Below are 22,660 nucleotides of genomic sequence, written 5' to 3' on the forward strand. Positions count from 1 at the left end.
CGGTTTTCCAGATATTTGATCGCTAGGCGGCGATACCCAAGGTCGGTGTCGCCTCCAGGAGAGCCTGCGTGTAGGAATGTTTCGGGTGATCCAGCACCTGGCCGACGCTACCTTCCTCAACGATCAGCCCCTGCTCCATAACGACGATCCGATCGGCGATGCGCGAGACGGCGCCGAGGTCGTGCGATATGAACAGGCAGGCAAAACCGTGGGTTTCCTGTAGCTTGCGGAAGAGATCAAGGACCTGTTTCTGGATCGTCATGTCGAGCGCGGAGACCGGCTCGTCCGCGACGACGAAGGCGGGATTGCGGATGACGGCGCGGGCGATCGCCACGCGCTGCCTCTGGCCACCCGACAGGGCATGCGGATAGCGTCCGCCGAGCCCGGTCAGTCCGACCTCGTTCAGGATTTCCTTCACCCGCTCGGCCCTTTCGGCGCGGCCGAGCTTGGGGCCATGCGCCAGAGGCTCGCCCACGATCTCCTCGATCTTCTGGCGTGGATCGAGGGAGGAGTAGGGATCTTGAAACACGAGCTGGCACTGTAGGCGGTAGTCCCGCGCGGCAGCCTTGTCGGCGGAGGCCATCGATTGGTTGCGGAAAAGCACGTCGCCGCCAGAGAGCGGAAGCAGGCCAAGCATTGCGCGCCCAAGCGTCGTCTTGCCGGAACCGGAGCCCCCGACGACGGCGACCACCTCGCCGGGCTGCACGCTGAGCGAAACACCCCTGACGGCGAGTTTCTTCTGTGCCGTGCTGAACATGTTGCCGGCGCCGGAGAAGGTGACCTCGACATTACGCCCCTCGATGAGCGGCGCTGCGGCGATGGGAGGCTTGCGGTCGTGGTCGCGCTTCGGCAAAGCGTCGATCAGCGTGCGGGTATACTGCTCCTTCGGCCGATAGAGAACGTCTTCGACCGATCCGGCTTCGATCAGCTTGCCACGCTCGAGAACAATCACCTTTTTCGCATACTGTGCAACGAGGCCGAGATTGTGGGTGATCAGCAGGACCGCGGTGCCGAAGGTGCGTGTGAGGTCGACCATGACCTCCAGGACCTCGCGCTGGGTCAGCGTGTCGAGCGCGGTGGTCGGCTCGTCGGCGATCAGGAGTTTCGGCCTCAGCAGCATCACGGAGGCGAGCATGATGCGCTGGCGCATGCCGCCGGAGAACTGGTGTGGATAGGCGGAAAGACAAGCCTGAGGGTCCGGGATCTTCACCCGCTCGAGCATCTCGGTGGCGCGCGCGAGGCCTGCCTCGACGCTGAGCTTTTCGTGGAGCCGCAGCCCTTCGACAAGCTGCGCACCGATCGTCATCGCCGGATTGAGCGATACCATTGGTTCCTGGAAGACCATGCCGATCTCGGCGCCGCGAACCTTGCGGATTCCGCTTTCCGACATCTTCAGAACGTCGCGTCCTTCAAACAGGATCTCGCCCGAGATCGGCTTGATCGCCTTGGGCAGGAGCCGCATCGAGGCGCGGGCGGCAACTGTCTTGCCACTGCCGCTTTCCCCGACCAGCGCGACGATGCTGCCAGCTTCGACGTCGAAGGACACATCGTCCAGGATCGGCAGGCCGTTCAAGGTCGCGACGCGAAGACCGCGGACGCTCAGAAGCGGAGAGGAATTTTCAGCGCTCATCACCGTTGCTCCATTCTCGGGTCGAAGCGATCACGCAGCGCGTCGCCGAGCAGATTGATGCCGAGCAGCGTCATCGAGATGCAGATGCCGGGGGCAAGTCCGAGCCAGGGCGCCTTCTCGATATAAGTCCGGGCTGCCGACAGCATGTTGCCCCAGGTCGGCGCCGGTGGCGGCACTCCGAGACCGAGGAAGCTCAAGCCGCTTTCCGCCAGGACGACCCAACCGAACATCGAGGTCGCGAGCACCACGATCGGCGCAATGCAATTCGGCAGGACATGGAAAAACATCGTGGCGGCTTCGGAATTGCCGATGACGCGCGACGCCTCGACATACTCCCGTTCCCTGGCCGACAGGACGCTGGCGCGGACGACACGCAGGACGGATGGCGAATAGGCGATCCCGAGTGCCAGGATGATGCCGTATTTGTTCGGGCCGGAGATCACCATCAGGCCGAGAGCGAGCAGGGTGCCGGGAAAGGCCAGCAGCGCATCACTGAAGACCATCAATATCCTGTCGACCAGCCCGCGCGTATAGCCGGCGATGAGGCCGGTGATCGTCCCGACGGTGATCGCCAGGGCGACGGTCAGAACCGCGACGATCATGCTCTGCGACGCGCCTGCCATGAGGCGGGAAACGACGTCGCGACCGAATTCGTCCGTACCCAGCCAGTAGTCCGGCGATGGTGGCTTGAGACGGGCGACGAGCTTGATCGCCGCCGGGTCATAGGGCGTCCAGATGAGGGCGAGAAGCGCCATGCCGCCGATGAAGATCAGCAGGATGGAGCCGATGATCATGTTTGCCGGTTGCCTGATCATGAGGCGGTGACCCGCGGATCGAACAGGGGATAGCAGAGATCGACGATCAGATTGACAATCACGTAGATGACGGCCGTGAACAGCAGGCATCCCTGCACCACCGGATAGTCGCGCGCGAAGATCGCATCGACGAGAAGACGTCCGAGGCCGGGCAGGGTAAAGACGGTTTCCAGCACCGCGATGCCGCCGAGAAGACCGCCGAGAACGAGGCCGATCATCGTCCAGGTGGGCGCAAAGGCGTTGGGCAGCACATGGCGCAGCAGGACCTTGCGCTCCGATAGCCCTTTGGCGCGGGCATGCATGACATATTCCAGCCGCAGGATTTCGATGGCGCTGGCGCGCATCATGCGAGTAAGCACGCCGACCTCGATCAGCATAAGCGTCACGACGGGCAGGATGACATAGGTGATCGCGGTCCAGGGATTTTCGGTAAAGGGCACGAAGCCGACCACGGGCAGCCAGCCGAGCTTCAGCCCGAAGGCCAGCAGAAGGACGAGACCGAGCCAGAAGCTCGGGACCGACATTAAAAGCGTCGATACGGCGACGACGGCGATGTCGACATGATCGTTCTGCCGCCAGGCGGCAATCAGGCCGGCGGGGATGGCAATAAGGGTCGCGAGCCCCACGGCCACCAGGACGATGGTGGCGCTGACCTGAAAACGGTCCAGCATCAACGGCAGCACGGCGGCGCCATTGGAGATCGATTGGCCGAGATCACCTTGAATGACGTTGCCGAGCCAATAGACGAACTGGACCGGAACCGGCTGGTCGAGGCCGAGATCGGTGCGCAGGCTGGCGACTTCTTCCGGGCTTGCCCCATCGCCCAGGATGAGCTGAGCGGGGTCGCCGGGAATCATCCGGACCAGGAAGAACACCATCACGGCCACGATGAGCAGTGTCGGAAGCGTCCATAACAGACGCTTCGCGATATACTTCGAAAGGGCATGCATGGGCTCAGTTACCTGGAGCGAAGGACACGCCCCACATGCGCGCATAACCGACCGGCCAGGTCTTGTAGCCTTCCACATTGGAGCGCACAGCACCGATACGCGTGCCGGAATAAAGCGGGATCAGCGGTACGTCTTCGCGGATCATGCCCTCGAGCTTGTCGAAAATGGCCTGGCGCTGAGCCTGGTCGGTGATCGTCGTGCTTTCGGCGATCAGCTCGAGGCCTTCCGGATTGTCCCAGACCTTGTTGGGGCTCTTGTCCTTGTTGCCGCTGACCATGTCATAGGAGAGCGAAGGATCGAGGCGCGCGGAATAGGTAAACGACATCGCGCTGTAATTGCCGGTCGTATACCGGTCGAGCAGGGTCGCCCAGTCGAGCGTTTCCACCTCGATATTGATCCCGGCTTCCTGCGCCATGGCCTGGACGAGTACTGCGGCGTCAAAGAGCGACGGATAGTGCTTGGTCGTGAGCCATTTGATCGGCTGGCCGTTGTAGCCAGCGTCCGCGAGAAGCTTCTTGGCTTCTTCGACATTGCGCGCCGGCACCTCCTTTTGGGCTGCGCCGGAATAAGGGCTCGGCCCCGGAACGACGGAGGCGCTCGCCGGTGCCTGACCATTCGTCAGCGCCTCTGCGATCTGCGGAAGATCAAGCGACAGAAGCACGGCCTTGCGGATCCTGACGTCCTTCAGCAAAGGATCGCGGGTTTGAAACAGCAGGGCGGTCAGGCCCATGGCGGCCGTCTTGTCGACCTTTATCTGCTCGTTTCCGGTCAGTTCCTCGATATCGGCATTGTTGACGTCTGCAATGACGTCGATGTCGCCGGAATAGAGCGCGGCCTTGGCGGCAGCGTCGTCCGGAACGATCATGAAGCGCACGGCATCGATCTTCGGCGTCTTGTCGCCGACATAGCCGGTCCGCTCTCCGCCGGGGGAGATATAGTTGGGGTTGGCCGCGAGCTGCACATACTGGCCGCTGCGCCACTCCTGAAGCATGAAGGGGCCGGTTCCGATCGGCTTCACCCATTTGCCTTCGGCGTCGAGCGAGCTCTTGTGGTAGATGCCCGTGCCGCCGCAATCGGTGCGGGCGAGCGTCGCCAGGAAGAGAGCGGTCGGTTTTTCCAGGGTAAAGACCACGGTCGATGCATCGGGTGCTGCCACGTTCGTGACATTGGCGACGCCGGAGCCGGTCACGTCTTTCAGGCAGCGCCATGCCGTCTTCGGATCGGTGTAGCGTTGCCAGGAGCTCAGCACGTCCGCCGATGTCAGCGGCTCGCCGTTGCTGAACTTCAGCCCGTCGCGCAGCTTGAACGTATAGGTCTTGCCGTCGGCCGACATGTCGATCGATTTCGCCAGCAGGGGAGCGACCGATGCGTCGTCGCGATACCCGACGAGGCCTTCGACCATATGTAGGACGACCGCGTCGCTGTTGGCGTCTCGGTTGACGCCCGGATCCGTCGAGCGGATGTCCGCATTGATGCGCACGCGCATCGTCGACGTTTCCTGCGCGACCGAGGTCTCCGCCGCTGCCGTAGCAAGCAGCGCTGTCGTTGCCGTCATTCTCAGCAGATTAGCGTATTTCATCAGAAGCTCCCGTTTTTGTTCCCTTATTGGTTCTTCGTCAGGCCGCGTCAGGTTGTGCGGCCACCGCCTGATCGATCGGCTTGACCTGCATATCGAGATCGTAGCTCCAGAAGTGGGCCCCAAGTGCTGGCAGCAGGGCAACCTCAAGGCGGCCTTCGCCAGGAACCATGACGATCATCGCGACGGTTGCGGACTGGTTGTTGGAAAGCGACCTGCGCGGAGGACGGCACACCGACCACGGCGTTTCGAATGTATCCGAAAGTGCGTTCTTGACCGTCTCTACCGTGACCTGGCCGATATGCGGCTCGATCAGCTGGCGCACGCGCAGGTCGCGGTAAAGGCTGTCCGGCATGTTCACCACGCCCTTGTCGAGGAGCTTCGACAGCGCGACCTGGCTTTGGAAATGATTGGCATGGACGAGGACGCCGTTTGTTGGATGGATCAGGAAAGTCTCGTCAGGGGCGCATTCGAAATCGATCGCAATCCCATGGGCGTGGCCCACCATCATGTTGTTCGATGCGGATTTCCGCGTCCCATAAACGGCCTGCATCGACATTGCGAGATGCGGCTGCTCCAGCACTTTGCGGCGGATGATGGCAAGCGGCACGCCGAGTTCGCGGTAATCCCGGTCTGTTTCGAGATAGTTGCCGCTGATCGAAATTCCGGCGGAATTGAAGCCGGTGCGGGCAAGGCCGCCGGCCTCGGTGAAGGTGATGATGTCGGGGCCATCGTCGCGCTTGATCTTGAGCACGACCGCGGTTTCAGCGCACTCGGTCTTCCAGTCCCAGTTCTGCGCGTGGATGAACACGTTGTCGCGGCTGACGGACGGCATGACGAAGACGCCGGTGCAGCCGTCCGACTGGATGAAGTCCTGCTGGCCTTTTTCCCGGCGGCGGGCAAGCTTGAGGATTTCCGTTCTCGCATTGAGCAGAAGCACCGCGGAGAGATCCTTGTTCACCGCGCGGGCGATGCCCTGCATTTCCTCGATATACTGGCTGCCGTAGTCTGCGATCGCTCCGGCGAAGCGGTCGATGATCGTCGCAAGGTCATCGTCCTTCAGTCCGGACGTTTGCAGCTGGTCCTTGTAGTGGCCGATGCCCTTGAGAATGCGCTGAGCCGCCTGCTCGCCATATTGTTGACCCCGCTCGAATGGCGTACCAGAAACCTCGATAAGCGGGCAGGAAAGGGGCGCGATCATGACAGTCTGTTCCAGCTAACGAATGATGGGCGAGGCCGGTTGATTTGACTTCGCCAAAAAAGTATTTTGCAAAACAAAAACCAAAACTGATCGGAAGGCAAGCGGAAAATGTCCGACATGGGCACGCCTCTTCAGCAGGATTTGATGCGTCGCATCGTCGACGTCATTCACGAGGATGGCCTCAAGCCGGGAGCCAGGCTTCGCCAGAGCCAGCTTGCCGACCGATTGCGCGTCTCCCGAACGCCGGTGCGGATCGCATTGGAGCGTTTGGAGGAAGAGGGCTTCGTTCAGCACGAGCCCAATCGGGGGATGATGCTTGCGGCCATTCCTCCTCGTATCGAGGCAGTGGAAGCGCCGCCAGCGGGCGAGGAGCTGCTGATCGCGATCGCCAAGCTGCGGCGGGAAGGCAAGCTGGCGGAGCAATTTGCCGAACTCGAGCTGATGCGCCTGACGGGGCGCGAGCGCACACCCGTTCGCCAGGCGCTGATCAAGCTCGAAGGGCTCGGCGTCATACAGCGCAGGAAGGGCTATGGCTGGCAGTTTTTCGATCCGGTGCGCGACATGCGCGCCAGGGAAGAGAGCTATAATTTTCGTCTGCTGATCGAGTGCGCGGCGATCCTGTCGCCCGAGTTTTCGCTTTCCACAGATTGGGTGAACTCGATGAGGAAACGGCACGAAGCCATGCTCGCGAACCCATGGACGGAGACCTCGAGCGTTACGCTGTTCGAGATGAATGCGGAATTTCACCTGGGGATCAGCGCGGCTTCAAAAAATCGCTATATCGAAGAGGCGATGCACCGCCAGAACCAGCTCCGGCGTCTGTCGAACTATAATTGGCAGCATGGGTCCGACCGGGTGGCTGTCACTTGCAGGGAGCATCTGGAAATCCTCGATCGGCTGGAATGTGGCGACAACGAGGTCGCAGCCGCCCTGATGCGAAAGCATCTGACGGGCGCGAGGGAGACGGTGAAAGTTGCATTTTGAATTTTGTAAAATGAAATGCTTATGATTGATCGTTAATGATGGCGCGGAAAGCGCCACTCTCACAGGCCTTGCTCACCAGGCGCGATTAGGTCGGCGTGGCGCTTCGCGGCACGAGCCAGACGGGCGCCGGGCACGGGTGGCTCGATCAGCGCCTTGGCAAGGCGCACCTGATCCTCGCCGGCCAGTTGCAATACGCCCGCCTCCTCGACGGCGCGGAGTGCCTCAAGGCGAGCGGCTTCTGCCTCATTTGCGGGTCTAGGTATGATTGGTCTCCTTGGCTCGATTAAATACGGCCTAATGCCGAAATTATAAGAATCGAATGACATCTCCTTTCGGATTGCCGAGGGCGGGTGAATCCTTGTCGAAGAAGACTTCCGCTTGCGTCAGTTGTTGGGCGAATGAGAAGCGCGAGCCGAGCGCAGGCGCAATGGCGGCGGCGCAAGTCACACACTGTCGTGCCATAACGATGGTTACGCCGCCAAGCCCAGTCGTTGATTCCAATTGCTGATGGCGGGATCGACGGCGGCAATCCTCGTCAGCGGATGACGCGTAGCAAGGCGGGTTCGCCGCTCGATGCCGCACGAAGGGGCGCAGGTGCCACGTCCTTCCCACGCCTTTCCGCCAGGTGCAGATCATCTATTAATCACGCATCTTGGATCAATATGTTATTTTTTTATAAAGCAAAACCCATGAATTCCTGTAGTAGACGGCGAATCGCCTTTGCCCTATCGATGGGATATGAAATCGAGCCTCGAACATCTGCCCGAGAAGAAGCAGCGGGAGCTTGCCCGCGTCGTCGAGATCATCCACGAGGAGTTTGCCGATACACTCGCGGGAAGCTCGGCCACGTTCAAGACGCGCGGGCGCATCCTGAAGATCATCCTGTTCGGCTCCTATGCCCGCGGCACCTTTGTCGACGAGCCGCATACGATGAAGGGCTACCGCTCCGATTACGATATCCTCGTCATCGTCAGCTCCAAGAAACTGGCCGAGCCGCAAATATGGGACAAGGCAACCGATCGGCTGCTATGGGACAAGGGTGTCTCGACGCCGGTCGGGCTGATCGTGCATGGCGCCCGCGAGGTGAACAACTTCCTGGCTGACGGGCAGTATTTCTTCGTCGACATCCTGCGCGAGGGCATCGTGCTCTACGAGCTCGACGACCGGCCGCTGGCCGAACCGAAGCGGCTTTCTCCTGCCGATGCGCTCAGGGTGGCGAAGGAGCATTTCGACAAAAAATATTCAGCGGCGGCCAGCTTTCTCGATACATCACAGTATCTGTTCAAGAAGGGTCAGCTCAATCATTCAGCATTCGAATTGCACCAGTCAATCGAGATAGCCTACTCCTGCCTACTCCTGACCCTCACCAATTACAGCCCGCCATCGCACAATCTCAAATTTCTGCGTGGGCTTGCCGAGGATCACGACCGCCGGCTCATCGACGCCTGGCCACGCGACCAGCACCGCTTCACCGCTTGGTACAACATCCTAAACGAGGCCTATGTGAAGGCCCGCTATTCAAAGCACTTCGAGATCACCGAGGAAGCACTCGCCTGGCTTCTCGAGCGGACGGAGCATCTTCACCGCCTTGTCGAAACGATCTGCAAGGAGCGGTTGGCGGAGTTGGAGCAGGCGAGCTCCGGTCCTTAGACAGGATCAGGACAAGGAGATTGAACCACGGCTGGTATAAGGGGATGCAGTAGAACATGCCCGCTTATACCCCGGGGGAGAAGACTCGGTCGGCGCCTTCAGCATTCAGAAACAGCACATCGCCTTCTATACTGGCCCGACCGCCCTCACTCGCTTCGAACATCGTTGAACGGCCTCAACCATGGCAAAGGCTGCGTCCGATACCGTTGGCCGGAGCAGATGGATTTCGCGGTGATCAGCGACATGCTCGACGACATCCAGGCTCGCGGTGGACTGATGTGCTGAAGCCTGAGCTTCAGCCACGCGGCGCTGCCCGCAGCGATAACAGTCGCGCAACTCACAACTTCAGGCTCGGGCTTTTTTTGATCGTATATTTTTCGCCACCGTCGGTTGGATTCCGCGTTGCAAAAACAGCACTAAATTAGCCGTTTCCTGAAAAGCATGCCGAAATATATCCAGAAACCTACGGATCCTGCAAAACACCTACGTATCCTGAAAGACAGTTTTTTTGATTTCTGCGCTCCTCGGCTTGATTTCGGTCAAGTCCGATTCGCAGCACGGGGTGACATCAGTACGCTGTGAAAAGGCTCGATCGAAGACCTGACTTCGAGGGAGCCTTGCATGCGGAAACCAGTTTCGCTGCGCGATGTCGCGCGTCTTGTCGAACCAGTCCGCGAGGATGCTGAAAAGCACGCCACTCGCCTTGCCGTCGATCCACGGGAGAATGCGAGGCCCCGGAAGGCAAGGTTACAGGTGTCGCGCTCCGAGCGCTTTTTCGGTCTAGCGTCGGCGACCTTGCTTGCGAACGTGGCGCTTTCCGCGACGGCGCTGGCGGCTCCAGGAACGCCTGGTGTGCCACAGGCTCCCATCAACATTTACACGGATAATTTCCAGAATCGCCCCGGCCCAAACCCGATCGTAAAGCTGAACGCCTATACCGGCACAACTGGCCAGACCTATTCTGCCAATCCAGCATGGTTGACGAGCTGCAACGGCTGGATCGCGTCAGCTAATCAGTCGGTCACCGCTGCAGCTCCAGTGGCGGAATGTACGACCCAAAATATCTGGAATATGACGCAGCGCCTGTCGTGGGCACTCGGCCTGCACACGGGACAGAGCCAAGCTGTCGCACAGGGAAATTATGCGGTCTCGGCATTTACATCGGGCAATCCTGGCGCGGGCCTTGTGGAGTTCCAGACAGCCACGAACATTGCGTTTCCCACAAGCAACCGCTTCCTGTCATTCAGCGTCGATGTCGCCGCCGTCAATTGTAACGTGTCCGCACCATTGCTGCAGTTCTCGTTGGTGAACGACAGTGGTGTCGCCACGGCTGCCGGATCGCAGATCAATGCTTGCACCGGGGGAACAGCACGGAACGTGCCCGCTCTCGGGGTCGCTGCCGCGGGGGCGATCAACACCGGCACATATACTTCGAACGGCGCCGTATTGATCAGTGGTTCTTCGTTCGGCGTGCGAATGGTGAACAACAATGGCAGCGGAACCGGCAACGATCACGCCTTCGACAACGTCAGGGTCCTCGATACAACGCCACAGTTGGACAAATCATTCTCTCCGACCAGTGTTGCCGTTGGTCAGACTTCCACATTGACGTTCACGATTACGAATACAAGTGAGCTCGGCGCCAAAAATGGGTGGTCCTTCACTGATGTACTTCCAACGGGTCTGACGGTTGCACCGGGCACTGTAAGCACGACGTGCCCGTCGGGTGTGATTGAAGCACCGGCAGGCGGGGGAGCGATCAGCGTTTCGGGGAATCTAACTGCTGGCTTGGCTTCTTGTACCGCAACCGTGCCCGTATCGGCGGCTACTGGGGGGGCTTATACCAACGGTGCATCAAACATATCGTCCTCCGTCGGAATAAGCCCGCCGGGCAACGCGACCCTGACTGTCGATACGCAGCCGAGCTTCGGTGCCTGCACCTCGAGCATGTACCTGACGCAGAATAGCCCTACGGGGCTTTACCGTCTGGACGCGTCGTCGAACCCATTCGCTGTCCAGTCGATCGGAGCAGCCACCACGGATTACAACGCCACGGCTTACAATCCGGGCGACAACTATCTCTACGCAATTGTCGTTGGGACGAACAGGCTGCTGCGTATTGGTAGCGACGGCAGCACTGCAGATCTCGGGGCTGTGGCAAACTTGCCGACCGGAGTCACCTATAATGCCGGTGAGATTGGGGCTGACGGCACCTTTTATGCCTACAGCAGCTCGAGCAACACCAACACGCTATATCGCATTGATGTTGATACCCGGACAGCGGCTCCACTTTCCTTGACGGCCGCTCCCGGAGGCTTTGACCTGGCCTGGCATAATGGGCTTCTCTACACGCAGGACGCCGTCAGCGGTCAATTCTACTCGATCAATCCTGGTTCGGGCAGTGTCACGGCGATCGGTGCACCACAGGCAACGCGCGTCTTCGGCGCGATGTTCGGCGCCTCTAATGGCGTCTTCGGGGGCAACAATAGCGGCGGTTTCTACAGGTTTGATGTCTCAAGTGGCGCTGTCACACTGATCTCTGATTTGCCTGGTTCGGGTAGCAATGATGGTGCCAAGTGCGCGATCTCCCCGATGGAGTTCGGTGCCGATCTGTCGATCACCAAGGATGACGGCGCCACCACGTATACGCCGGGGCTTGATGCGTCCTACACTATCGTAGTCACCAATGATGGCCCGTTCGGCGTTCAAGGTGCGCGGATCAGCGATCCGCTGCCGTCCGGCATCACCACCGCGAGCTGGACCTGCGGCAACGCGACGGGCGGCGCCCAATGCGGTGTGGCGAGTGGCACGGGGGCGATCGACACGACCGCCGACCTGCCGGCGGGCAGCTCCGTCACCTATACGCTCAGCATGGGCATCCCGACCGAGCAGACGGGAAGCCTGACGAACACGGCGACCGTCACTCCACCTGATGGAACAAGCGACCCGGACACCAGCAACAACACGGCAAGCGACACCAATACTGCGGCGCCGCCACCGACCTCCGGAGTTTGTTCGCCGGTTCGCGTCCTCGGCAACACCACCTTCAACGGTACGCCGCTACCCGTTTCCGGGTCGGTGCAGAAGTCAGGTGCGCCGAATGGTTGGAACGCCACCTCTCCATGGAGCACGCTCGGCGGCAACTACACCTTCCGCTGGACGTTCTCACAGCCGGTACCGGCCAACTGGATCCAGTTCATCGTCAGCGATGTCGGTGCCACCAGCTATCAGAGCACGCCGGCCAGGTTCACCATCAGCCTTGGCGCGGGGAGCACGGCAAACCTGTCCGACTTCTCCTTCGTTCCCGGCTGGCACCCCACCTTCACCAACCTGAACTACAGCGGCGGCGTGCTGAGCTACAATCCTTCGGGGGACGTCAAGCAGGCTGGCGCGCTGCAAGGCAATTCGGCCGACACCGTCACCTCCATCACCATCACCACCAGCAACGTCGATAACGCCGACTATATCGTCAACCTGCTCTACGTCCGTCCTGCCTGCTTGACCTTGCAGAAGGTGAGCGAGGAAGGAACGGGCAGCTTCAACTTCAACATGAGCAATGTGATGCAGGCGAACGGCACGGCCGTGCCCTCGACCGCGTTGACCACGACGACGGCCGGCACGGCGGTTTCCTCGCCTGCCTACAATTCCATTCCGGGTACCGAGCTTGTCCTGAGCGAGGTGGTTCCGGCCGGCTGGAACGCCAGCGGGGCGGTGTGCACCGACCAGAATGCGGGCAATACCGGCAATCCGACGGTGATCGGCAGCTTTGCCACGCCCACGCTCACGATACCGGCCGCCAATGTGCGACCTCAATCGGCTATTCAATGCCTGTTCACCAATGAGATCGCCAATCCGGCGCTGACCACCGACAAGACCGGCACACTGAACGATCTGGACGGTGACGGGCTGATCGATGTCGGAGAGACGATCACTTATTCCTTCCTGGTGACGAATACGGGTGGGGTGACGCTGACCGACGTCACGCCGAACGACCCGCTGCTGACCAATGCCGGGATCTCGGTGACGCCCGGCCCGCAGACGCTGGCGCCCGGTGGTACCGCCACCTTCACGGCGACCTATACGCCGACGCAGGCTGAAATCGATGCCGGCCGGGTGGAGAACACCGCGACCTCCACCGGCACGCCGCCGTCGGGCCCGCCGATCGAAAGCCCACCCGATACGGTCACTGTGCCCCCGGATCAGGGAACCGGGCTCAGGACCGAGAAGACCGGTGTCCTGAACGATCTTGACGGCGACGACCTTCTCGATGCGGGCGAGACGATCACCTATTCCTTCGTGGTCACCAATACCGGTGCGGTGACGCTGACTGATGTCACGCCGAACGACCCGCTGCTGACCAATGCCGGGATCTCGGTGACGCCCGGACCGCAGACGCTGGCGCCTGGCGGCAGCGCGACGTTCACGGCGACCTATACCCCGACGCAAGCTGAGATCGATGCGGGCGAGGTCGTGAACACCGCGACTTCCACCGGCACGCCGCCATCGGGCCCGCCGATCGAGAGCCCGCCGGACACGGTCAACGTGCCGCCTGACCAGACGCCCGGTCTGAGGACCGACAAGACCGGCAGGCTCAACGATCTCGACGGTGACGGGCTTATCGATATCGGCGAGACGATCACCTATTCATTCGTGGTGGCCAATACGGGCGGGGTGACGCTGACGGATGTCAGCCCCAATGACCCGCTGCTTGCGAATGCCGGGATCTCGGTGACGCCGGGACCGCAGACGCTGGCGCCCGGTGGTACAGCGACGTTCACCGCGACCTATACGCCGACGCAGGCTGAGATCGATGCCGGCCGGGTGGAGAACACCGCGACCTCCACCGGCACGCCGCCCTCCGGTCCACCGATCGAGAGCCCTCCGGACACCGTCGTAATACCGCCCGATCAGGCGCCGGGGCTTAGGACCGACAAGACCGGTGTGCTGAACGATCTTGATGGCGATGGTCTTCTCGATGCGGGCGAGACGATCACCTACACCTTCGTGGTGGCCAACACCGGCGGCGTGACGATGACTGATGTCACGCCGAACGATCCGCTGCTTTCCAATGCCGGGATCTCGGTGACCCCCGGACCGCAGACGTTGGCGCCGCGGGGCAGCGCGACGTTTACGGCGACCTATGCGCCGACCCAGGCCGAAATTGACGCGGGCCGCGTGGAAAACACCGCGACCTCCACCGGCACGCCGCCGTCGGGGCCGCCGATCGAAAGCCCGCCGGATACTGTCATCGTGCCGCCGGACCAGGCAACGGGTCTCAGGACCGACAAGACCGGCACGCTCAATGACCTCGACGGTGACGGGCTCATCGATGCCGGCGAGACGATCACCTACACGTTCGTGGTCACCAATACTGGCGCGGTGACGCTTACTGATGTCACGCCGAACGATCCGCTGCTGACCAATGCCGGGATCTCGGTCACGCCAGGTCCCCAAACGCTCGCCCCAGGTGCAAACGCCACCTTCACGGCAACCTACACGCCGACCCAGGCTGAGATTGATGCGGGTCGCGTGGAGAACACCGCGACCTCCACCGGCACGCCGCCGTCGGGCCCGCCGATCGAAAGCCCGCCGGATACGGTCGTGGTGCCGCCGGACCAGACGCCTGGACTTACAACCGATAAGACGGGCAGGCTCAACGACAGTGATGGCGACGGGCTCCTCGATCCCGGCGAGACGATCACCTACTCGTTCCTGGTCAGGAACACCGGTGCGGTGACGCTGACCAATGTCACCCCCAACGACTCGCTGCTGACCAATGCCGGGATCTCGGTGACGCCGGGCCCGCAGACGCTGGCACCAGGCGGGAGCGTCACCTTCACGGCGACCTATACGCCGACCCAGGCTGAGATCGATGCAGGCCGGGTGGAGAACACCGCGACCTCCACCGGTACGCCGCCGTCCGGCCCGCCGATCGAAAGCCCGCCGGATACGGTGGTGGTGCCGCCGGATCAGGTGCCAGGGCTCAGGACCGACAAGACCGGCACGCTCAACGACCTCGATGGCGACGGGCTGCTCGATGCGGGCGAGACCATCACCTATTCCTTCGTGGTGACCAATACCGGTGCGGTGACGTTGACCAATGTCACCCCCAACGACCCGTTGCTGCAGGAGGCAGGCATCTCGGTTACGCCCGGTCCGCAGACCTTGGCGCCCGGTGCAAACGCCACCTTCACGGCAACCTATACGCCGACGCAGGCTGAGGTCGATACCGGCCGGGTGGTCAACACCGCGACCTCCACCGGCACACCGCCATCGGGACCGCCGACGGAAAGCCCGCCGGATACGGTCGTGGTGCCGCCGGATCAGACGTCCGGTCTCACGACCGACAAGACTGGCGTGCTGAACGACCTCGATGGTGACGGGTTGCTCGATGCGGGCGAGACGATCAGCTACACATTCGTCGTGCGCAACACCGGCGCGGTGACGCTGACCAATGTCACGCCGAACGATCCGCTGCTGACCAATGCCGGCATCTCGGTGACGCCAGGTCCGCAGACACTGGCGCCCGGCGGTACGGCGACGTTCACGGCGACCTATATGCCGACCCAGGCTGAGATCGATGCGGGTCGTGTCGAGAATACCGCGACCTCCACCGGCACGCCGCCGTCGGGCCCGCCGATCGAAAGCCCACCGGATACGGTGGTGGTGCCGCCGGATCAGGCAACTGGTCTCAGGATCGAAAAAACGGCCACGCTCAATGACGGCGACGGCGACGATCTTTTGGATCTCGGCGAGACGATTACCTATTCGTTCCTGGTGACCAACTCCGGTGCGGTGACGCTGACCAATGTTACCCCCAATGATCCGCTGCTCGCCAGGGCGGGGGTCTCGGTGGATCAGGGTCCGCAGACATTGGCTCCTGGCGCCTCCTTCACCTTCACGGCGACCTATGCGCCGAGCCAGGCCGATATCGATACGGGCAGGGTGGAGAACACCGCCACCGCAACCGGGACCAATCCGGGTGGCGATCCGATCGAAAGCCCGCCGGATACGGTCGTGACCTTGCCGCAGCCTGCAAGCCTGCGGCTGCAGAAGACCGGCCTCTTCAACGACGTCGACGGCAATGGGCATGCAAGCCTGGGCGATACGCTGACCTACACCTTCACCATCACCAATGATGGCGGACAGACGGTCACGAATGTCTGGCCGGTGGATGTCGGGCCGACCTTTAATGAGAAGCCTGCTGCAGGCTCGCTTTCGAGGTTTACGCCAGAGCCTGTCACTCTCGCGCCGAGCCAGGTCCAAGAGTTCACAGCGACCTACACGCTGACGCAGCAGGATATCGATAATGCGGCCGGTGCTTCGGACGGCGTTGCGAACTCCGCGACAGCAACCGGAACAGCAGGCGGCGGTGAGATCACCTCGGATGAATCGACATCGGTGATCACGATGCCGGCGGCGGCGCCGACCGACATCACCGTCAGCAAGGTGGCCAATCTTCGGTTCATCCGCCGCGGCGAGCAGGCGCCCTTCACGATCCGCGTCACCAACAATACCGGGGCTCGGGCATCCGGACTGACGGTGATCGACACCATGCCGGCTGGCTTCCGCTTCGTGGAGGACACGGCGACGGTCGATGGAGTCAAGGTGACGCCGGAGATCGCGGGGCGTCAGATCCGCTTCCCCGATGTCGCCGTTGACGGCCGTTCCGAGATCGAGATCAGGCTCAGGCTGCTTGCGCTCAGCACGGCCGGACCTGGCGAGCATGTCAACTTCGCGCATGCGGAGGACCAATCTGGCCGGCGGATCACCGGCCAGGCCCGCGCGGTGGTCGAGATCATCGTCGAGCCGGTCTTCGACTGCGGCGATATCGTCGGCAAGGTCTTCGACGACAAGAACCGTAATGGCTATCAGGACAAAGGCGAGCCGGGCCTGCCTGGCGTTCGGATGGCGACCGTCAAGGGTTGGCTGATCACCACCGACAAATACGGCCGCTTCCACGTTGCCTGCGCCGATCTGCCGGATGCGCGCATCGGGACGAACTTCATCATGAAGCTCGATACCCGCACCCTGCCGACGGGCTATCGCCTGACGACGGAAAACCCGCGTGTCGTGCGGCTCACCGCCGGCAAGATGACGGAGCTGAACTTCGGCGCCTCGATCGGACGTGTGGTTCGCCTCGACCTTGCCGATGAAGCCTTCGTGCCGGGCGAAGTGGAGCTCGATGAGCGCTGGGCAGAAGGCGTCGGCCAGCTCGTCGACGTGCTGGCCCAGGAGCAGTCGGTGCTGAGGCTCACCTATCTCGACACGGGCAGCGATCCGGATCTGGCCGAGGCGCGTGTCAAACGCATCAAGGAGCTGATCGCGGAGAGGTGGCGACAACGCAAACGATCCTACCCCCTGGAAATTGAGACGCGTGTGGAGGCGGGACAATGAAGAGCGTTGTAACGAGCACGGAGCGCGGCCGGAAGTCCAACCTGCGTCTGATACTGCTGGCGAGCACGGCATTCATGGGACTTGCGGCAGCACTGCCAGCGGCAGCCCAGGAAGCAGGCCAGCAAGCAGCAGGCAAGGGCGGCAGGATAGCCGCCGACAGCGCGGTGCGTCCGCTGCCGATCGGTGCCAATACCGAAGCGGAGACACCGGCCGACCAGCCGGCCATCCCCTTCATGATCAGCGTCGATGGGGAGACGGTCGACAAGAGCGCCGAGCTGGAGGAGGGCAATAGCTCGGCTACCAGGGCCGGCCAGCCGGCGCTCAAGGCTGACCGGGTTGGCGCGGCAAAGCCGGCCATTCGCCCGGTCGACCAGCAGCGGCAGACGGATATCGATCTTTCCGCCGTCGACATCCAGGTGAAGTTCGACGGCCTGGAAGCCGGCACGCTGCTGAATGTCTCGACCGTTCCGATCAAGCGCACCTATAAGGCCGGCGAGGAAGTCCGCTTCCTGGCCACCTCCAACTATCCCGCCTTCATCGAGCGGTCCGAGATCCTGATATTCGATCGCAAGGGCGGCCGGGACAGGAACAGGCCTGTCGGGGTCGTGCCGGTCGCCATCAACGGCGAAGCGGGCTGGGTCATGCCGGCGGCCGAGGAGGCCGATTTTGCCTATGTGCTGCGCGTCTACGATGGCAACGGCCGTTTCGATGAGACGGCGCCACTGACGATCGCCCGCACCAATCGCGATTTGCGGCCCGATCCGCAAGGGGAGAAGGCCGTGGCGCCCGGCATGGGCGAGGATCGCACCGCGATCAAGAATATCCCCGTCAGTGGCGGGGCGGTGACCGTCTATGGACGCAACGTGCCGCCCGGCCATAATGTCCAGGTGTTCGGGGAAGCCATTCCGACCGACCCCAACCAGGCCTTCGTGGTGCAGCGCATCCTGCCGCCCGGCGACCATTCGGTCGATGTCGCGGTCAAGGGTGAACCGAAGACCGGCGGGCTTTCCTTCAGCCGCGACGTCAACATTCCCGATAATGACTGGTTCTACGTGGCGCTTGCCGATCTGACCATCGGCAAGCGCACCGGTGACGCCCGGATCGAAGAGGTGCGCCCCGGCGAATATGACGACGTCTATACCAAGGGACGGCTTGCCTTTTACCTGAAGGGCAAGATCAAGGGCCAGTATCTGCTGACCGCTGCCGCCGACACCGGCGAAGACGACATCAATGAGCTGTTCAGCAATCTCGACGGTCAGGACCCGCGCCAGATCCTGCGCCGGCTTGATCCGGACGACTACTATCCCGTCTATGGCGACGATTCCACCTTCGTGGAGGATGCCCCCACCAAGGGTAAGTTCTATGTGCGCCTGGAGCGCGGTGACAGCCATGTGATGTGGGGCAATTACAAGACCCAGATCACCGGCACGGAATTCCTGCCGTCGGACCGGGCGCTTTACGGCGCATCTGGTGTTTATCGCTCCCAGGAAACGACCTCGTTCGGCGAGCGCCGCACCGAAGTGACGGCCTATGCCGCCCAGCCCGACACACTGCCGCAGCGCGAGGAGTTCCTGGGCACTGGCGGATCCGCTTACTTCCTGAAGCGTCAGGACATCGTCCAGGGCTCCGAGACCGTGCGCGTCGAAATCCGTGACGCGGTGACGGGCCGGGTGATCGAGCGGCGCGCGCTGACCTACGGCGAGGACTATTCCTTCGATTATATGCAGGGCGTCATCATCCTGCGGCGGCCGATGTCTTCCATGACGGGCACGTCCGATCCGGTGCGCAATGGCGCGCTTGGCGGCGGCAAGACCTATCTGACGGTCCAGTACGAGTTCGAACCGGTGGCAAGCGACGTCGACGGCTATGTCTATGGCGGGCGTGCCCAGCACTGGATCAACGACAAAGTGCGGGTCGGCGTCACCGGCATGGACGATTCCACCGAACTTGCCGACCAGAAAGCCTATGGCGCGGATGTCACCCTCCGGCATTCGGAGAATACCTTCTTGAAAGCCGAGGTCGCTCACTCGAGAGGACGGGGCTTTGATCTTTCCCAATCCTCCGACGGGGGGCTGACCTGGGGCACCAATGAACCGGGCTATTACGGCGATCCGAACGACGACAAGGGATCGGCTTGGCGTGTTGAGGGTCAGGCCGATCTTCAAGAGATCGGCGCCAATATGAAGGGCAAGGTCGGAGGATATTACGAGCAGAAGCAGGCGGGCTTTTCCACGCTGTTCGACGACGTAAGCGTCGATCAGCGCATCTGGGGCGCCCATGCCGATGTCGATCTGACCGGCAAGACCGGGCTGAAGCTCACCTATGACGACTTCACCGACGATCGCGGCCAAATCCGCCGCGACGGTTCCGGCAGCATCAGCCATGCCTTCGACGAGCACTGGAAGCTTTCCTTCGGCGTCACCTATACCGAACTGATGTCGCCGCTTGCCATCAATGCCGGAAAGTCCGGCTATGACGGCTCGCGGCTGGATGCGGGCGTGCGCCTCGACTATCGCATCGACGACGACCGGCTCGTCTATGCCTTCGGGCAGGGCACGCTTTCCCGCTCCGGCGACATTCACCGCAACGATAGGGCAGGGGTGGGCGCCAAATATCAGCTCACTGATACGATCGGGCTGGAAGGAGAGGTGTCCTACGGCACCCACGGCGTGGGTGGATTGGCGGGCGTCACCTATGATCCGAATGCCAACAGCCAGTATTATCTCGGCTATAAGCTCGATCCGGATCGCGCCTTCGATCTGCACAATACCCGTGACCTCTTCGGAGACGACAAGGGCACAGTCGTGCTTGGCATGCGCCGTAAGATGAGCGATCTGCTTTCCGCCTATAGCGAGAGCAATTACGACATGTTCGGGCAGCGCAATTCGCTGACTCAGACCTATGGCGTGGTCTACACCCCTGACGACATGTGGACGCTCGACGGCGGCCTCGAGGTCGGCCAGGTGCAGGACGATACCGTCAATCCCGCCACCGACGCCCAATATGAGGACTTCGACCGCTACGCGCCCTCGCTCGCGCTCGGCTATAAGGACGAGGAGCGAGGCATCAACGCGCGGCTGCGCGGTGAGGTCCGCATCGAGCGGTCGGACAACCACACGCGCGACCAGAACACCTATCTCCTGACCGGTGGCTTTGCCTGGAAGACCGATCCGGACTGGCGGCTTCTTACCCATTTCGACGCTGTGCTTTCCGACAGCCAGGGCTCGGAGACTTATTTTGCCAATACCGACTATGTGGAAGCCTCCGTCGGCTATGCCTATAGGCCGGTCGACAACGAACGTCTCAACGCGCTCTTCAAATATACCTGGCTCTACGATCTGCCGGGCAACAACCAGACGATCAGCGGCGCGACGGGCGATGAGTTTGCGCCCGCGCAACGCAGCCACATCCTGTCGGTCGATGCGAATTACGACCTGACGCCGTGGCTGACGATCGGCGGCAAATACGGCTTCCGCTTCGGCGAGGTGCGCTATCGCAGCGGTGACGGCGGCAGTTCGGGCTTCGAGAAGGAGTGGCAGAAATCCTCCGCCCATCTGGGGATCATCCGAGCCGATCTGCATGTCATCAAGAGCTGGGATATCCTCCTCGAAGGACGGGTGATGCACATGCCTGAGGCCGACACCACCGACTTTGGTGCGCTCGCCGCGATCTACCGCCATGTCGGAAACAACTTCAAGGTGGGCGTCGGCTACAACTTCGGACGTTTCTCCGACGACCTGAGAGACCTCACCCTCGATGATCAAGGCGTATTCCTCAATCTCGTCGGGAAATTTTGAGCCAGTCAGCTCTCCGCACCAGCGGAGAGCACCGGCATTGAAGCGTACCTCCGGGGGGCGGCACACATCATGCGAAACGACAGGACGTGGATCTGCGACGCTTGCGGCTGTGAGCAGGGGCTGCGGAAAATCGACACGCATCGCTGGGTGAAAAGCGGTGGTCCGGGCCAACCGCAGCTATACCACATAAGAATGCTGCAACTCTGCCCCTCCTGCCAGATGCGACTGGTGCGAAGCGTACCTCAAGCTCCTCAAGCGGCTGGCGAGGGATAGATGGAGGCAACCAGCAAACGGCAATGAGAATCCATTCCTAAGAAACTATAGTGGTCGGGTGTGATACCTGCCGTTAAAGTTCAACCGCTGCGATAGGCAGCCAGTGGTTTGGCGGGACTACTTTGTTGAAATGGACAGGAAAATTGCTGACGCTAGTCTACTAGCGCATGTACCCGATCATGTCGGGCCACGAAAGATGGCGTTCCGGGGTGGGGCGGTCCATTGGCGACAGCCACCGGGATCAAGATCCCTTCTCGGCACGGGCCACAGTACGGTGATCATGCTTGCGCCGTCGGAAGGCGTCAGCCTCGGGTTTGAGGGCGAGCGCTCCAGAAGATCGGACGTGACGTCAGGAATGCTTGCGATCCGTCCTGCCAATGTCGAATGGAAGGCGAGCTGGGATGGCGCCACCGAGTGCATCGTCGTTGGTCACTCCGCAGAAAGCATTCTCGAACTTGCAGGCCATGAATTCGGCCGCGTTGATGTCGAGCTCAGACCCACGCATATGACGTTGGACCGTGCCGCGTCAGAGTTCGCGAAAATGATCAGGAGGGAACTGAACCACCTCGACAATTCGAATGAACTTTACCTCGATTCGCTCATCACGCTCTTGGGCATCCATGTGCTTCGAAATTACTCGAGCGCAAGGAAGCCTGCAAAGCCCCCCAAGACGGGGCTGACGCCAGCGGTCGCCAGCAGAGTTCGCGACTACCTCCACGAGCACTTTTTGCGGAAGCTGACAACTGCCGAGCTTGCGGCTATCTGCGGCCTTTCCGTGGGGCACTTCACGCAGGCTTTCTCCAAGACCTTTGGCTGGCCGCCTTATCGCTACGTCCTGGAACGTCGGCTCGATTTTGCGGAAAGACTGCTCTCCGAAACGACGATGCCGGTGGCGGAGGTGGCGTTTCTGAGCGGGTTCTCAAGCCAAAGTCATTTGTCGAACCTCATGCGCACCAGTAGGAACAAGACGCCTAACCAGCTCCGTGAGAAGACGCATGGATGATCTCGACGAGCTGATGAAGGCACTCCCTGAGGACGAACGGCGCGCCGTCGCGAAGCGCGCCGACGAGCTTGTCACGGCTGACAATCGGCGCGAACTGCGGGCAGTGGCCGGATAGACGCAGGAAGACGTATCTGCTTGGACCCGGTCGATGCGAACTGCGACCTTACGCCGTGGCTGACGATCGGCAAATACGGCTTCCGCTTCGGTGAGGTGTGCTATCGCAGCGGCAACGACGGCGGTTCGGGGTTCGAGAAGGAGTGGCAGAAATCCTCCGCCCATCTCGGAACCATCCCGGCCGATCTGTACGTCATCAAGAGCTTTTAGGTAATAAGCATGGACAGTGCTCACGTCTGCACCGACTAATTGGGTGGGATCGCAGGTGTA

Annotated in this window: 14 protein-coding genes; 7 read left to right on the forward strand and 7 right to left on the reverse strand. The window is 61.6% G+C overall.

The annotated features are described in order from the left end of the window. Positions 1-22 precede the first annotated feature (22 nt). From YH62_RS27345 to YH62_RS27365, 5 genes are read right to left on the reverse strand one after another with little or no spacing between them, the layout of a single operon-like run. Complete coding sequence (locus tag YH62_RS27345; protein WP_046797486.1) at positions 23-1,630, reverse strand: ABC transporter ATP-binding protein; 1,608 nt, start codon at positions 1,628-1,630, stop codon at positions 23-25. Beyond that, the gene (locus YH62_RS27350; protein WP_137326803.1) at positions 1,630-2,445 is read right to left on the reverse strand and encodes an ABC transporter permease; all 816 of its coding nucleotides are present in this window, start codon (positions 2,443-2,445) and stop codon (positions 1,630-1,632) included. Before YH62_RS27350 ends, YH62_RS27345 begins: the two co-directional genes overlap by 1 nt. Further along, on the reverse strand, positions 2,442-3,395 hold the full coding sequence (locus YH62_RS27355) for an ABC transporter permease (protein ID WP_046797487.1): 954 nt from the start codon (positions 3,393-3,395) through the stop codon (positions 2,442-2,444). The genes YH62_RS27350 and YH62_RS27355 overlap by 4 nt, the downstream gene beginning before the upstream one ends. A 4-nt stretch (positions 3,396-3,399) precedes the next feature. Continuing rightward, positions 3,400-4,974, reverse strand: coding sequence for an ABC transporter substrate-binding protein (locus tag YH62_RS27360; protein WP_046797488.1), 1,575 nt, complete (start codon positions 4,972-4,974; stop codon positions 3,400-3,402). Positions 4,975-5,011: 37 nt separating this feature from the next. After that, on the reverse strand, positions 5,012-6,172 hold the full coding sequence (locus YH62_RS27365) for a C45 family peptidase (RefSeq protein WP_046797489.1): 1,161 nt from the start codon (positions 6,170-6,172) through the stop codon (positions 5,012-5,014). A 117-nt stretch (positions 6,173-6,289) separates the two neighbouring features. On the opposite strand from YH62_RS27365, the gene YH62_RS27370 reads away from it, so the two are divergent. Further along, a complete protein-coding gene (locus tag YH62_RS27370) occupies positions 6,290-7,156 on the forward strand; it encodes a GntR family transcriptional regulator (RefSeq protein ID WP_046797490.1) in 867 nt (288 codons plus the stop codon). A gap of 59 nt (positions 7,157-7,215) precedes the next feature. Here YH62_RS27370 and YH62_RS31085 read toward each other — a convergent pair whose 3' ends face one another. Continuing rightward, complete coding sequence (locus YH62_RS31085; protein WP_046797491.1) at positions 7,216-7,482, reverse strand: DUF1778 domain-containing protein; 267 nt, start codon at positions 7,480-7,482, stop codon at positions 7,216-7,218. Positions 7,483-7,894: 412 nt separating this feature from the next. Here YH62_RS31085 and YH62_RS27380 point away from each other — a divergent pair, with 412 nt between their 5' ends. Beyond that, entirely contained in the window at positions 7,895-8,806 is a 912-nt protein-coding gene (locus YH62_RS27380; RefSeq protein WP_046797492.1) for a nucleotidyltransferase and HEPN domain-containing protein, read from the forward strand. Positions 8,807-9,945: 1,139 nt separating this feature from the next. Here the strand turns inward: YH62_RS27380 and YH62_RS30935 are convergent. Then, complete coding sequence (locus YH62_RS30935; RefSeq protein ID WP_245282227.1) at positions 9,946-10,314, reverse strand: hypothetical protein; 369 nt, start codon at positions 10,312-10,314, stop codon at positions 9,946-9,948. A 439-nt stretch (positions 10,315-10,753) separates the two neighbouring features. Between YH62_RS30935 and YH62_RS29210 the strand changes: the two genes are divergently transcribed. The 5 genes from YH62_RS29210 (at position 10,754) to YH62_RS27410 (ending at position 22,600) form a co-directional block, all read left to right on the forward strand. Continuing rightward, complete coding sequence (locus tag YH62_RS29210; RefSeq protein WP_052760539.1) at positions 10,754-17,203, forward strand: DUF11 domain-containing protein; 6,450 nt, start codon at positions 10,754-10,756, stop codon at positions 17,201-17,203. Then, positions 17,200-21,000 carry an autotransporter outer membrane beta-barrel domain-containing protein gene (locus tag YH62_RS27395; protein ID WP_046797494.1) on the forward strand — a complete coding sequence of 1,267 codons (3,801 nt, stop codon included), beginning with the start codon at positions 17,200-17,202 and terminating at the stop codon, positions 20,998-21,000. Before YH62_RS29210 ends, YH62_RS27395 begins: the two co-directional genes overlap by 4 nt. Before the next feature lie 616 nt (positions 21,001-21,616). Beyond that, a complete protein-coding gene (locus YH62_RS27400) occupies positions 21,617-22,276 on the forward strand; it encodes an AraC family transcriptional regulator (RefSeq protein WP_245282228.1) in 660 nt (219 codons plus the stop codon). Then, positions 22,269-22,391, forward strand: a complete 123-nt coding sequence (locus YH62_RS31090; RefSeq protein ID WP_046797505.1) for a hypothetical protein — start codon at positions 22,269-22,271, stop codon at positions 22,389-22,391. Before YH62_RS27400 ends, YH62_RS31090 begins: the two co-directional genes overlap by 8 nt. 20 nt (positions 22,392-22,411) lie before the next feature. Continuing rightward, entirely contained in the window at positions 22,412-22,600 is a 189-nt protein-coding gene (locus tag YH62_RS27410) for a hypothetical protein (RefSeq protein ID WP_046797496.1), read from the forward strand. Positions 22,601-22,660 lie beyond the last annotated feature (60 nt).

The sequence above is a fragment of the Rhizobium sp. LC145 genome (assembly GCF_001005825.1).
Taxonomy (GTDB): Bacteria; Pseudomonadota; Alphaproteobacteria; order Rhizobiales; family Rhizobiaceae; genus Neorhizobium.